This window comes from Bacillus sp. V2I10 (assembly GCF_030817055.1).
GTDB lineage: Bacteria > Bacillota > Bacilli > Bacillales > Bacillaceae > Bacillus_P.
This window is the reverse complement of the sequence record NZ_JAUSYV010000001.1, coordinates 5,291,396-5,304,320: the sequence shown is the minus strand read 5'-3', so window position 1 is coordinate 5,304,320 and position 12,925 is coordinate 5,291,396. Positions and strand designations below refer to the sequence as shown.

14 protein-coding genes are annotated in these 12,925 nt (G+C 38.3%); 12 read left to right on the top strand and 2 right to left on the bottom strand.

What is annotated here, in order from left to right; translation table 11 throughout:
* Positions 1–25 precede the first annotated feature (25 nt).
* Both QFZ72_RS26800 and QFZ72_RS26795 read right to left on the bottom strand, forming a co-directional pair.
* Positions 26–160 (bottom strand): hypothetical protein, encoded by a 135-nt coding sequence (locus tag QFZ72_RS26800; RefSeq protein WP_307439375.1) that lies wholly within the window; start codon positions 158–160, stop codon positions 26–28.
* A gap of 443 nt (positions 161–603) precedes the next feature.
* Positions 604–915 carry a DUF1433 domain-containing protein gene (locus tag QFZ72_RS26795; RefSeq protein WP_307439371.1) on the bottom strand — a complete coding sequence of 104 codons (312 nt, stop codon included), beginning with the start codon at positions 913–915 and terminating at the stop codon, positions 604–606.
* A 52-nt stretch (positions 916–967) separates the two neighbouring features.
* Between QFZ72_RS26795 and QFZ72_RS26790 the strand changes: the two genes are divergently transcribed.
* The 12 genes from QFZ72_RS26790 (at position 968) to QFZ72_RS26735 (ending at position 12,918) form a co-directional block, all read left to right on the top strand.
* Positions 968–2,404 (top strand): hypothetical protein, encoded by a 1,437-nt coding sequence (locus tag QFZ72_RS26790; protein ID WP_307439370.1) that lies wholly within the window; start codon positions 968–970, stop codon positions 2,402–2,404.
* A 13-nt stretch (positions 2,405–2,417) separates the two neighbouring features.
* On the top strand, positions 2,418–2,855 hold the full coding sequence (locus QFZ72_RS26785) for a hypothetical protein (RefSeq protein WP_307439368.1): 438 nt from the start codon (positions 2,418–2,420) through the stop codon (positions 2,853–2,855).
* 11 nt (positions 2,856–2,866) lie between these two features.
* Entirely contained in the window at positions 2,867–3,544 is a 678-nt protein-coding gene (locus QFZ72_RS26780; protein WP_307439365.1) for a CPBP family intramembrane glutamic endopeptidase, read from the top strand.
* A 372-nt stretch (positions 3,545–3,916) separates the two neighbouring features.
* The gene (locus QFZ72_RS26775; protein ID WP_307439364.1) at positions 3,917–4,918 is read left to right on the top strand and encodes a LacI family DNA-binding transcriptional regulator; all 1,002 of its coding nucleotides are present in this window, start codon (positions 3,917–3,919) and stop codon (positions 4,916–4,918) included.
* 96 nt (positions 4,919–5,014) lie between these two features.
* Positions 5,015–5,785, top strand: coding sequence for a sugar phosphate isomerase/epimerase family protein (locus tag QFZ72_RS26770; RefSeq protein WP_307439362.1), 771 nt, complete (start codon positions 5,015–5,017; stop codon positions 5,783–5,785).
* A 33-nt stretch (positions 5,786–5,818) separates the two neighbouring features.
* Positions 5,819–7,093, top strand: coding sequence for an ABC transporter substrate-binding protein (locus tag QFZ72_RS26765; protein WP_307439360.1), 1,275 nt, complete (start codon positions 5,819–5,821; stop codon positions 7,091–7,093).
* A 61-nt stretch (positions 7,094–7,154) separates the two neighbouring features.
* On the top strand, positions 7,155–8,099 hold the full coding sequence (locus QFZ72_RS26760) for a carbohydrate ABC transporter permease (RefSeq protein WP_307439358.1): 945 nt from the start codon (positions 7,155–7,157) through the stop codon (positions 8,097–8,099).
* Positions 8,099–8,917, top strand: a complete 819-nt coding sequence (locus QFZ72_RS26755; RefSeq protein ID WP_307439355.1) for a carbohydrate ABC transporter permease — start codon at positions 8,099–8,101, stop codon at positions 8,915–8,917. Before QFZ72_RS26760 ends, QFZ72_RS26755 begins: the two co-directional genes overlap by 1 nt.
* Before the next feature lie 58 nt (positions 8,918–8,975).
* Positions 8,976–10,019, top strand: coding sequence for a Gfo/Idh/MocA family protein (locus QFZ72_RS26750; RefSeq protein ID WP_307439353.1), 1,044 nt, complete (start codon positions 8,976–8,978; stop codon positions 10,017–10,019).
* A gap of 508 nt (positions 10,020–10,527) precedes the next feature.
* Entirely contained in the window at positions 10,528–11,274 is a 747-nt protein-coding gene (locus QFZ72_RS26745) for an IclR family transcriptional regulator (RefSeq protein ID WP_307439352.1), read from the top strand.
* A 31-nt stretch (positions 11,275–11,305) separates the two neighbouring features.
* Positions 11,306–12,259 (top strand): sugar kinase, encoded by a 954-nt coding sequence (locus tag QFZ72_RS26740; protein ID WP_307439350.1) that lies wholly within the window; start codon positions 11,306–11,308, stop codon positions 12,257–12,259.
* A 26-nt stretch (positions 12,260–12,285) separates the two neighbouring features.
* Complete coding sequence (locus QFZ72_RS26735) at positions 12,286–12,918, top strand: bifunctional 4-hydroxy-2-oxoglutarate aldolase/2-dehydro-3-deoxy-phosphogluconate aldolase (RefSeq protein ID WP_307439348.1); 633 nt, start codon at positions 12,286–12,288, stop codon at positions 12,916–12,918.
* Positions 12,919–12,925: the final 7 nt, after the last annotated feature.

Sequence of the window (12,925 nt, the reverse complement as noted above, 5' to 3'; positions counted from 1 at the left end):
ATTTGAGTTAGCTCGTAGAGTATTGTCATTTCTCTTCAGCATCCACTATTTCACCAGTAATGTCTTTTTGGCTGAAATCATAATGAACAGAAAAAAACGTTTCTTTCTCGTTATTTAGATAGCCTATGGGCAGCAGCTTCAGCTTCAGCTTTGGATACATCTTCTTTTGTTTTCCAAGCGCATCCTGAATGAGAAACGAATATAAGGTCAGAATAATGAAGTGTTTAAATAAGGGAGAAATCAAATGTTTAACTATGATTCTAAAAAATATGGTTTGTATGCTCTTATATCTTAATCTATTGATCCTTCTTACCGAAACAAAAAATAATTTAGGATATATTACCTAATTGTATAAATATGATATTTGCAGGGTTCATTTATTAGTTTCCTTAAATTAACATAGAATGAGACTGTGACCTTTCACGTATGTAACTGCTATAGAAAAGAACTACTCCTGTTGTGTTATTTGAATATTATGTAAATTATTAGTTTAATTTTACATTCTCTAAGATAAAGACTTTATAGGGATTTTTTCCTTGTTCTATAGGAAATAAAAAAACTTCACATTTAGATGAAGTTTTGTAAGTAGAGTACTATCTATTTTTATTTTAGTTCAGCGTCTACCCCACCACTGATGACGTCTTTTTGATTAAAATCATAATTTACAGAAAAGCCCTTGTTCTCATCTTTATTTATATAGCCGGTAATAACCAATAATCCCATAGGGTTTGTTTCGGTTTCAGTAATGGTAACTTCTTTAACGTTAAGATAATTTTCTTTGATATATTCTTCAGTATCTTTTTTAGCTTCTTCAATTTTAGGATCATTTTCATTTTTGTCATTTTGTAAATTACAACTCATTAAAACAGCTCCCAACATTAGTAAGATAAAGCCAAAGGAAAGCTTCTTCATCATTATCGGTTCACCTCTCTGAACTCTATTTTACAAAAAGAAGTAGGTGTTGTATATGTCAACTTATATTAATATTCCAGATATTTCCGATGAAACTTATTATTCGATTTCTGCCTTAACGTATCAATATACTCTTTTAGAAGAGCATTTTGAAAAAGGAATACCTTTATTTGTACAAACAAGAAAAGGCACAAAAGAACAATGGTACGTAGACCGAGTAGAAAGAGACCCCCACACAGGCCTCGACGCATTCGTCTTTTCCCAAGGTGATAAGGTAGATGGCAAATGGGTCAAGAGTGAAACTCCTAAAAATGTAGTTGTCGGCTTTGCTGGTACGGATACTGGTCAAGTATCTACGGACGTATTAACTTCGGATGGGAAGCACGTTGTGATGGGAGCAGATCCGAAGGTACCTACTTTATTTTTAAAAGACAAAGATTCAGGTACTCTAATTAAATATTCTGGCGGCCGCGGGCAGGAAGCAATGCTAATGAATGACAATTATGAGCTGGTTAAAAAGGATACAGCGTTTGAGCAGTCCAATAAGCTGGTTGCAGAGGTAAAGGCAGAGTATAAGAATTCCGTAGTATCAACTACTGGACACTCCCTCGGAGAAGCAGAGGCTGAGTATGCAGGAATCCATAATGGTGTGTTCTCGTTCGGGTTTAATGGACCTTCCATCACAAATCTTTACACAGATGAAATGAAGGGCAAGATATACAGCGGTGAATTTGAAAAGACAGCCATTAACCTTGTACATCCTTATGATGCAGTAGGTGCCGGATGGTCTTCTGAATATGAGCGGCACGGAGGAACAACGTATTACACACACAACCCTATGCTTGACCGTCAGCTTAGAACCGATAATGTCAATAATGCCTGGCTTTTAGGTTTGCCTGGGTACTTAGGGGGTACCGTTGCCTATTTAACAGATACGGCTGTTTTGGAAGGCGGTTCCCATGGGTTGAACGATCAAAACTTTATGTTTGACGAGAACGGCAATGCGATTAATACAGATCCTACTCAGAACACATCTTTTTTATACAACAGGAACAAAGATGAATTTGTTTACGGGACTCCTCTATCATCAGACGGCAGCGGAGCTATTAAACTGGATTTTGCTTCTGTTACCGAGATGGTTCAGATGATTCAGGAGAAATATACGCTCATGAAAGAGTTTGAAATGAAGATTATTCAGTTTGAACATGAACACAATGAAGTCGTGCAAGATATTTTAAGAGATTTCGACTCGAAGCTTTCGGGTGAATTTAACTTACTGTCCCAGACTGATGTAAGAGTGGCCATTTCTGATTTATCGCTTTCACAATCAGGGGGCATGCCGGTATTCTTCAATGATGAAGATTTAAATCAGGCACTTGCAAGCCTTCAAAAGACGCTGAAGGATTTAGCTGACATTCAAACCTTATTTGAAAGCATGGCTAATCAGTTTGAAGAGCGGGATCAACTGCTTGCCAACTGGATTTTGCAGTAAGGGAGGGAAAACAATGTTTGGAAATCTATTAGATGAAGCAAATGCTCAGCTCAGGCAGCTTCAGAGAGAAGCGGCCGAGCAGGCAGGGGAAGCACAGGATGCGATCATGGACCAGATAGACAGCCTCCAGAAAACAATTAATCGAGAGATTGAGAGGATCCGGCAAAGAGAGAGTTTGAAAAGGCAGATGGAGGCGCGCGTTGAAAGTGAGCTTATGCAGCTGAAATCAGGGCTCTCAGCAGTTGATAAATACGCTGAATACAAAGGTTTCCTTATCTATATCCAAGGAAGGCTTGTTGCGGAGCTCGAAGGTGAAGCCATCAAGGCATTGCATGATAAAGCAATCGAGAACCACGAAACGGCAGAGCAGGCGGAAAAAGACTTCCATGAACTTAAAGAAGGCATTTCTATGGCCAACTGGGTCGTTCGAAACGTTAAAGGATTGTATTAGGGGGCCTCTCTTTGAGTACTGAACCTGTTGTGACTGAAAAGAATGAAGAACGTCCGAAGGGTCTTAAAGTCTTTCTGTTTTTCGTTCTGCATATTATTCTCTATTCCATCATTATGACAGTGTTTCTAGTGATGGGACCGGTCTACGATCGTTCTCATATTGTTACGAGCAACGGGGCACTTGCCACGTTTTTAGCCTTAATTGTTTTAGTGGCTGTAGTAAGGGTATTTCCTTCCATTTGGAACTATTGTAAAGCAGAACTCTTTTTAATACCAAAGAAAAGGTGGAAGCTCTTTGCGGGGTTTGTGATTGGCATCGGCATTCCCGTTATCTATCAAGTTGTGATTAATCAAAATTTCAGCCCGATTGAAAGTCTGCAGCTGATGCTTACAGGGCGGACCTATCAGGGGTATGGATGGACAGAAATTATCCTTGATATTGTCACACTGGGGATTCTTATACCGATAATGGAAGAATTCGTCTTTAGAGGGGTTCTTCAGCGTTTTTTAACCGAACTCTATCATTTCGTTGTTGGCATTATTTGCGCATCGTTGTTATTCGGATCGATGCACCTTAATCCAATATTGGGAATTGTCCTGGGATTTTCGTTTGGGTTTGCTTATCGGATTTCTGGATCATTGCTGATTGTTATATTTGTTCATGCGGCTTGGAATATGTTTTTTAGTTGAAGGTGAAAATAGAATGGCACTGCAGGACTCGCTTGCAGGGCTTAATTTTGTTCACTTACAAATAACGTCTATCACTCGTAGTTTAACGCACTCATCCAAGTACTTAGTAATATAAAATACTAATATTGGAAAATCAAAAAACAGGTTAAATGAATGTTTTTGAATAAAAAGGAAATAAAACAAAAAAATTGGCTATTAGCAACTTCAGAAATGGGAATCATGAATGAAAATTGAGAAATGGCTCAAGTATTCAACGTAAAAATTTATTCAATTATTTAAATATTCAAATAAAGATTGCGCAACTTTAGAAAACAAGCTAAAATCAAGGTAATAAATGTAATCGATTACATTTTATGTAGGGAGCAGAAGCAGATGACGAAAATGAGTGATGTGGCAAAACTGGCCAATGTATCAACAGCTACAGTATCGAGAGTGTTAAGAAATCCTGAAACTGTGAAAAAAAAGACTCAGCAAAAGGTTTTTGAAGCAATAAAACAACTAGATTATCAGCCTAATATTTTGGCCCGTCACTTTCGAACGAATCAAACAAAGACAATTCTAGTAGTGGTACCTAGTTTAACGAACTTAGTATTCTCAGAAATTATTTCTGGAATTGACACGGTTGCAACTGAAAAAGGTTACCAAGTATTGTTGGGCAATACAAATAGAACGACAGAAAAAGCACAAGAATTTATTAATCATTTAAAACAGAAGCAAGTGGATGGTGCTATTTTATTAACCGTTCGATTAGAACAGACGCTATGGGAGGAAATTGCTCATCACTATCCGATTGTGCTAGCTTCTGATTTCATCGGAGAATTAAATATCCCGACGGTCTGCATTGATAATATCAAGTATGGTTATCAGATGACCGAGCATTTAATAAAATTAGGACACCGAAAAATCGCTCACGTGTCAGGATCCTCTGATGTGTCAGTCAGTCGGGAGCGTGTAAAAGGTTATCGTAATGCATTACGGCACTACAATATACCTTTTGATAAAACGCTTATGATCGAAGGAGATTATTCAATTGAATGGGGATATTCTTCACTGAAAAAATTAATGAAGCAGGAAGTTAAACCAACTGCAATATTTTTCGGGAACGATGAAATGGCAATGGGCGGTATAAAAGCAGCTCAGGATATAGGGATTAGAGTACCTGAAGATTTAGCAGTGACTGGATTTGATGATATTAAATTTTCCGCTGTATTTAATCCGGCACTGACAACGATTGCACAGCCGTTTCACGAGATGGGAAGAAAGTCTATGGAACTGCTTTTGAAAATTATAAATGAAGAGCCGCTTAAGAATGAGAAATTCACTATCGAAAGTCAGTTAATGATTCGTGATTCTTGTGGTGGGAGAAAGAAATGAGAAAAGCATTTGAATGAAGAAAAATGTAATCGATTACAATTTCCTGACAGAATAAATGTAATCGATTACATTTTCAAATAGAAAAGGAGAATGAATATGAACCATATCCCAGTTGCACTCCAAATGTTCACATTAAGAGAAGAAAGTAGCAAAGATTTTACAGGTACATTGAAAAAAGTAGCTGAATTGGGCTACGAAGGGGTTGAGTTTGCAGGATATTACGATCTTAGCACGCCAGAATTGAAAGCCGTTATTGATGATTTAGGTCTTCGTGCAGCAGCCAGTCATGTACCGCTTATTGATTTGGAAGCAGATTTAACTGCCGTAATTGATAATCAGCATAGACTTGGGAGCAATAAGATTGTTTGCCCCTATCTCCCTCCGGAAAGAAGAACTGAAGAAGATTACCAAGAACTCATTACGCTATTAAATCAGGTTGGAAAAACATGCAGTGAAGAGGGCATTACCCTATGCTATCACAACCATGATTTTGAGTTAAACAAACTTTCTGACGGACGTACAGCACTTGAAACAATTTTTGAGGAAACGAATCCGGAGTGGGTGAAAGCGGAATTTGATATTTACTGGCTGACTAAAGCCGGTCAAAATCCATTAGATTGGATGAATCGGTACACTAACAGAACACCACTGATTCACTTAAAAGATATGACAAATGACGAAGAACAATTTTTTGCAGAATTGGGAACTGGCGGCATCGACATTGAATCTGTCCTTAAAAAAGGTGATGAAGCCAAGGTTGAATGGTGGGTTGTGGAACAGGACAGAAGCAATCTTACTCCGCTTAAAAGTATTGAAATCAGCATGAATTACTTAAAGAAACAATTACCTCATTTAGCGCAATTGTAATCATCATTTTTATATTCAATAGGGGGGAAGAAAATGAAGAAATTTCTTGCAATGTTAACTGTGGTCTCGATGGTGTTGCTGACTGCTTGTCAAGGAGGAGGAGAAGAAGTATCAAAAGGATCGGATGAAAATCAAGTTATTGAAATGTGGCACATTGAAACTGGAGAGAGAGAAAAATATTTTGAAGATATAGTAGCTCAATTTGAGAAAGATCATCCAGGAAAAAAAGTGAAACTTCTTCGTATTCCGAATGATGCTTACAAGCAAAAGCTTTCAGTAGCTATGTCGGGTGGGAATCCTCCTGATATTTTTCAAAGCTGGGGCGGTGGATGGCTGAAGAATTTTGTTGATCAGGGAAATGTTTTAGATATTACAGATAAGGTCGATCAAGATTTATTTCTTGAGAACGCAATAGCTAACACGAAATTTGATGAAAAAGTCTACGGTGTTCCCCTGGGTATTTCGACAGATGTAATCTTTTACAATAAAGAGATCTTTGCTAAGTACAATTTGAAGGAACCGAAAACCTATGAAGAATTCGTTAAAGTGATTGAGACACTAAAGGAAAATAATATCATTCCACTATCTTTAACAAATAAAACAAAATGGCCAGGTTCTTACTTCTTCATGAACTTTGCGGGCCGCATTGCAGGACCTGAATTATTCGACAGTGCGTTTAATCGAACAGGAAGAGGATTTGATGATCCAGCGTTTGTAGAGGCTGGTGAGTACATTCAAGAACTGGTAAAAATGGATGCATTTAATCCAGGGGCCAACGGAATTCCTTATGATGAAGGGCGAGGCCGTCAACTCCTTTACACCGGAGAAGCAGCAATGATGGATATGACCACTTCTTTCGTAAATAATATTCGCGAGGAAAATCCGGAGTTCGAAAAGAAATTAGGTTTTTTCCCATTCCCGACAGTAGCTGATGGTAAAGGGGTTCAAACGGAAATAGGGGCAGCAACAGGACCAGTTTTCTCTGTGACAGAAAGTGCTGAAGATCCAGATCTGGCAGCACAGCTGATAAATGAAATGACAACGAAAGAAAATGGTCAAATTTATACGGATAAGACTGGCTCTTTAACAGCTATAAAAGGTGCTGTTCCGAATGATGAGACGATGAAGCCTCTTTACGAATTGATTCAAAATGCAACGTACATGCAGATGCCTTACGATCAAACACTTCCACCAGAACTCGCTGAACTTCATAAAGATACAACTCAGGCCATTTATGGCCTATCAATGACGCCAAAAGAAGCAGCAGAAAAGATGGAAGCAAAAGCGAAAGAATTACTTGATAAGTAAAAAAACAGGGGAAATAAGATTATTTCCCCTTTGATTTTTTTATAAAAAAGGAGGGATTCTTATGGATGTTCAAACAGAAAGAATAGATGTGCTGCAGAAAATCGAGAGAAGGCAGACGAAGAAAGTCTTACGAAATAAAAATATTATTACAATCTGTTTATTCATTGCTCCAGCTTTGCTCGTATATCTTGTATATGTTGTGTATCCTATTTTGGCAACGTTAAATTACAGCTTTTACAATTGGGACGGAACAACTGAAAAAACATTTGTTGGTCTAGGAAATTATGCAGAGCTCTTCCGAGATGCCATTTTCTGGACTGCAATAAAAAATAATGCCTGGGTAGTTATTACTTCTGTTTTTGTACAAATTCCATTAGGTTTGATTATGGCGCTTATGCTATTTGCTCCGATTAAAGGTCTCCGTTTATTTAACAGTATTTATTTTCTGCCATTTTTAATGTCTACTGTTGCTGTAGGTATGCTCTGGGTACTTATGTTTGATCCCATTAATGGTGTAATTAATATGCTGGTTAATTTCTTGGGATTTGAAAACCTTGCTTGGCTGAGTAATGAAAATACAGCGTTGATCTCTGTTTTGCTAGTAGTTGTATGGCAATTCTCACCATTCTATATGATTTTGTTCAAAGCAGCTCTTGTTGGGATTTCTGAAGAATTATATGAAGCTGCCGAGATAGATGGGGCAAATGTATGGCAAAAATTTAAAAATATTACCATCCCGCTTTTAATGCCTACAATTGTTAGTTCATCTATCTTAGCAATTGTTGGATCGCTTAAAGCATTTGATATTTTTTATATTATGACTGGAGGAGGACCAAACGGCGCGACAGAATTAATGGGTACGTACATGTTTAAGCAAGCTTTTATTAATTTTAATATGGGCTATGCCAGTGCCATTGCCTTCTTGATGTTTTTTATTGCTCTAATCGTCACAATTATTATTCAAGTATTAGAATCCTTACGGAAGCGAAAAGGAGGATACGCGTAATGACAGTTCTGAGAAGGTTTCCACTTTATGTCGCAGCTTTATTACTTCTTGTTTTTACCGGTTTTCCGTTTCTTTACATGATTTCCACTTCGTTAAAAACACAGGAAGATTTCTTTGAAAAACCCTTCTCTATTTTCAGTTCTTTTAATCTAAGTAACTATACTTCTGTTTTTGAAATGGGCATTAGCCAATACTTTTTAAACAGCCTGATGGTATCAGTGGCAGCTGTTGTGATCGTTATGTTTATTGCGGCACTTGCAAGCTATCCCTTAAGCAGGATGAATTTTAAGTTTAACCGCCCGCTCTTTCTCTTGTTTATTTCTGGAATGATGCTTCCCATTCATGCAACGCTGATTCCAATTTTTAAACTTTCTCAAAGTATGGGAATTTACGATACTATATGGGCGCTCTTAGGACCGTATATTGCATTTAGTCTCCCTATCTCTATTTTTATCTTGACGCAGTTCATGCAGGAAATTCCAAAATCGCTTGAGGAAGCAGCAAAAATGGATGGATGTACACCATTCGGTATTTTCTGGAGGGTTATCCTGCCAATGCTGACTCCGGCATTAATGACTGTATTTATCTATAATTTTATTCATCTATGGAACGAATTTATCTTTGCCTTAGTCTTAATTTCCAGTCCTGAGAATCGGACGATTCCATTAGGCCTTCAAGATTTTTATGGAGAGTTTTCGGTAAACATTCCTGGACTAATGTCTGCATTAACACTATTTAGTTTGCCAATTCTTGTCGTTTACTTTTTCTCTCAGGAAAAAGTAGTAAAAGGTTTGGCGGGTGGTTCAGTTAAAGGTTAAAAAGAAGAATGAAGCACATTGATAATCCGGCTCTTTTAGCCATATAGGAGGAAATGGAATGGGAAAAATCAAAGTAGGTGTGATTGGCTGTGGAAGTATTGCGAGACGACGTCATTTAGTTGAATATGTAACAAACAAGAATGTGGAAATTATTGCAGTTTGCGATATCATCGCAGATCGGGCTGAGGAGACTGCTGAAAATTATAGGGCTAAGGCGTTTACAGATTACAAAGAAATGTTGAAATTAGCAGAAATTGATGCAGTCAGTGTCTGTCTGCCAAACTATTTGCATGCACCTGTTTCAATTGATGCACTCAACGCAGGAAAACATGTTCTCTGTGAAAAGCCAATGGCCACATCAAAGGAAGAAGCCAAAGCTATGATTGAAGCAGCAAAAATTAGCGGTAAAAAGCTCATGATTGCTCATAATCAACGGTTTGTATCTTCCCATCAAAAAGCGAAGCAAGTTATTGAAAGTGGTAAGCTGGGGAAAATCTATAGTTTTAAAACTACATTTGGGCATCCAGGTCCAGAATCATGGAGTATAGACGGTTCTTTAAGCTGGTTTTTTAATAAAGAAAAAGCATTTATCGGAGCTATGGGTGATCTTGGAGTCCACAAAGCAGATTTAATGCGCTATTTACTCGGAGAATTTACGGAAGTAGGAGCATTTATAGAAACTAGTGCAAAACAAAATACCGAAGTGGACGATAATGCAGTGTATATTTTACGCACCTCATCAGGCATTATTGGTACTCTCGCAGCCAGCTGGTCTTACGTAACAGGTGGAGATAATTCTACTATTATTTATGGGGAAAATGGTGTATTGCGCCTTGAATCGGATCCGGTATATTCATTGATCGAAGAATATAGGAATGGGGAGAGAATCAATCATCAATTGGATAAGATTCAAACAAATGAAGCAGATGGAAACACGACGACACATGTAATTGATCACTTCATTGATTGCATTCTAAATAATAAAGAACCACTTATTACTGGAGAGGAAGGATTGAAATCTCTGCAAATTGTTTTGGCCGCACTCGAATCTAATGAAACAAAACGATTTATATCTTTAAGGGATGCAGTTGAAATCATGTAAAGGAATCAAAATATGTTACAAAGCAAACTCTCATAATTATTGTTAGTTAAGCCGGCTGTCAATCTAAGCAGCCGGCTTAACTTTTTTATAAACACTCCTGAGCAGTAGGACGAATCACAGTTTTATAAAATGCTACTTCTGCAGGCTCTTCAGTTGCAATCGCAATAGCGCGGGCGATGCTTTCTGAAGGAATGGTTCCTTTATAAAAATCTTCGATTCCATATTTAAGCTCAATCTGTTACTTTTTCCCAGCAGCAGCTTCAGGATAAATTGGGCTCATCCGTTTAGCCCACAACCACATAAAGAAGGCAGCCACAAATGAACAATAAAAGTCCCTCCATGAGAGCAAAGGTATTGGGAGGCATTAACTAGTTTTCTTATTTCCTCACGCCCATTACATTCCAAAGCATAAATAAAATAATTGTATAGGGTATTATGTTATGGTATTATAAAAACATTAAATCACATATATGATTTAGAATCACATATGTGATTTTGGAGGTATGACATGTCAGTAAAATCTGCAGAACGCGTATTAAGAGTATTTGAATTAGTAGCTTATCATCCAGAGGGTCTAACTATTAAAGAAATCAGTGAAAATCTTTCGTTCCCACAGAGCAGTACATCTAATTTAGTTGGTACTCTTTTTGAGGAAGGATATCTAAACCAAGATTCCCTTAAACGTTATAAATTAGGGCCTAAACTGGTTCAGCTTGGAACACTTGCAATGGAATCTCTGGACATTTCTTCTCAAGGAACACCACATCTTAAAAAACTAATGGAAGATGTGCAAGAAACAGTATTCATGGCTGTATTATCAGAAAGAGAGCTAGTTTATGTGGCTAAGATAGACAATAATCGGTCTATTCGAACAACCGCTCAACCGGGTTATCGGAAACCTTTATATTGCACGGGGCTAGGCAAAGCATTTCTGGCTTTCCTGCCCCAGAATGAGAAAAATGCTATTTTGGACTATGCTGAACTTTCCCCTATCACAAAAAATACAATCACGGATCGCCAAGAATTAGAGAAGGAATTGAAAAAGTTTGCAGGTATGGGATATTCCATTGATGATGAGGAAAATGAAGAGGGTTTATATTGTTTAGCAGCACCCATTTTCGGTGCAGATCATACCATTCAAGCAGCCATTAGCGTAGCCGGGCCAAAAGAAAGAATGATCAGCCGCAAGGAGTTCATAGCGGACAAACTTCTTCAAACATCAAAGGAAATCTCCAAAAGCATTGGGCATTCATAAGAGCTGCAAGAGAGAGAAAAGGAGGCACAGAATGGATGTAGTGAGTATGGGAGAAACGATGGTTTTGTTTACTCCGGATACACAAGGGCAGATGAGGTACGCCAGGAATTTCTCGTCAAAAATGGCTGGTGCCGAAACCAACACATTAATCGGGCTGGCAAAGCTCGGTCACAAGACAGGATGGATCAGTCGTGTAGGGAAGGATGAATTTGGATCGTTCGTCCTTTCGGCTGTCAGGGCTGAAGGAGTCGATACAAGTCAAGTCACAACTGACAAAAACGCACCTACAGGTATCTTTTTTAAAGAGATGCTGAATGAAAAAAATGTTCGAATATACTACCATCGAAAATATTCTGCTGCCAGTTTTCTGGATCCTAGTTATATCAAAGAAGAGTATATTGCGAACACGAAATACCTTTACATAACAGGTATTACCCCAGCCCTAAGTCAATCTTGCCGAGACAGTATCTTTTATGCTATTGAGATAGCAAAGAAACATGGCAAAAAAGTTGTCTTTGATCCTAATATTCGACGTAAATTATGGAGCGATGAAGAAGCTCGAAGAACGCTTCTCTCAATCGCTGAAATGGCTGACATTGTGCTGCCGGGCATTAATGAAGGGGAATTTTTGTTTGGAACAGAAGATTGTGAAGAAATAGCAGAGCTATTTCATAATCATGGAGTTGCAACCGTTATCATCAAACGCGGAGAAAAAGGAGCTTATTATTCGACTTCTTCTGAAAAAGGATATGTCCAAGGCTTTAAAGTGGAAAAAGTAGTGGATCCGGTCGGTGCAGGTGACGGTTTTGCAGCTGGTGTGCTTTCAGGTTTATTGGATGGGCTTACACTTGAGAAGTGTGTGCAGAGAGGCTGTGCCATTGGTGCTTTAGTAACGACTGTTAGCGGAGATATCGAAGGGCTGCCTGACCGAGAAATATTGGAAGCGTATACTGAGTTGCCGGGTTCAGATGATGTTACACGGTAAATAGAAAGGGGAGAACCATAATCTTTATGAATACATTGTCAAGCATTCTAGAAAACAAAATTGTAGCTATTATCCGCGGGGCAAATCCAAATGATGTTTTAAAGATTGCAAAAGCACTTCATGAAGGCGGAGTCAACGCTTTGGAAATTACGATGAATTCTCCAAAACCTTTATCTGTGATCGAAAAGGTATCAGATGAAATGGGAGATCAAGTAATAATAGGGGCGGGAACGGTTTTGGATCCTGAAACGGCCCGTGCCGCTATCTTAGCGGGTGCTAGTTTTATTTTGTCTCCTACTGTCAATCTTGAAACGATTAAAATGACGAAGAGATATGGGGCAGTAAGCATTCCGGGTGCGTTTACTCCGACTGAGATTCTATCAGCCTATGAAAATGGAGGAGATATTATTAAAGTTTTCCCTGCTGCTTTAGGACCTCGCTTCATTAAAGATATACGGGGACCTCTTCCGCAAATTCCATTACTTCCAACAGGCGGTGTAGATCTAAGCAATATCCAGGAATTTATGAAAGCGGGTGCAATTGGCTGTGGACTTGGAAGCGCTCTTGTGGATACGAAGCTTGAGGTAACAGATGAATATTTAGTGCAATTAACAGAAAAAGCGAAACAATTTGTTTCAGCTGTAAAATCAAACGACTAAAAAGGGG

What these genes read in the sequence shown, in the direction of transcription:
- QFZ72_RS26800 (WP_307439375.1), bottom strand. Translation starts at nt 160, where the DNA reads ATGTATCCAAAGCTGAAGCTGAAGCTGCTGCCCATAGGCTATCTAAAT.
- QFZ72_RS26795 (WP_307439371.1), bottom strand. Translation starts at nt 915, where the DNA reads ATGATGAAGAAGCTTTCCTTTGGCTTTATCTTACTAATGTTGGGAGCT.
- QFZ72_RS26790 (WP_307439370.1), top strand. Translation starts at nt 968, where the DNA reads ATGTCAACTTATATTAATATTCCAGATATTTCCGATGAAACTTATTAT.
- QFZ72_RS26785 (WP_307439368.1), top strand. Translation starts at nt 2,418, where the DNA reads ATGTTTGGAAATCTATTAGATGAAGCAAATGCTCAGCTCAGGCAGCTT.
- QFZ72_RS26775 (WP_307439364.1), top strand. Translation starts at nt 3,917, where the DNA reads ATGACGAAAATGAGTGATGTGGCAAAACTGGCCAATGTATCAACAGCT.
- QFZ72_RS26770 (WP_307439362.1), top strand. Translation starts at nt 5,015, where the DNA reads ATGAACCATATCCCAGTTGCACTCCAAATGTTCACATTAAGAGAAGAA.
- QFZ72_RS26765 (WP_307439360.1), top strand. Translation starts at nt 5,819, where the DNA reads ATGAAGAAATTTCTTGCAATGTTAACTGTGGTCTCGATGGTGTTGCTG.
- QFZ72_RS26760 (WP_307439358.1), top strand. Translation starts at nt 7,155, where the DNA reads ATGGATGTTCAAACAGAAAGAATAGATGTGCTGCAGAAAATCGAGAGA.
- QFZ72_RS26755 (WP_307439355.1), top strand. Translation starts at nt 8,099, where the DNA reads ATGACAGTTCTGAGAAGGTTTCCACTTTATGTCGCAGCTTTATTACTT.
- QFZ72_RS26750 (WP_307439353.1), top strand. Translation starts at nt 8,976, where the DNA reads ATGGGAAAAATCAAAGTAGGTGTGATTGGCTGTGGAAGTATTGCGAGA.
- QFZ72_RS26745 (WP_307439352.1), top strand. Translation starts at nt 10,528, where the DNA reads ATGTCAGTAAAATCTGCAGAACGCGTATTAAGAGTATTTGAATTAGTA.
- QFZ72_RS26740 (WP_307439350.1), top strand. Translation starts at nt 11,306, where the DNA reads ATGGATGTAGTGAGTATGGGAGAAACGATGGTTTTGTTTACTCCGGAT.
- QFZ72_RS26735 (WP_307439348.1), top strand. Translation starts at nt 12,286, where the DNA reads ATGAATACATTGTCAAGCATTCTAGAAAACAAAATTGTAGCTATTATC.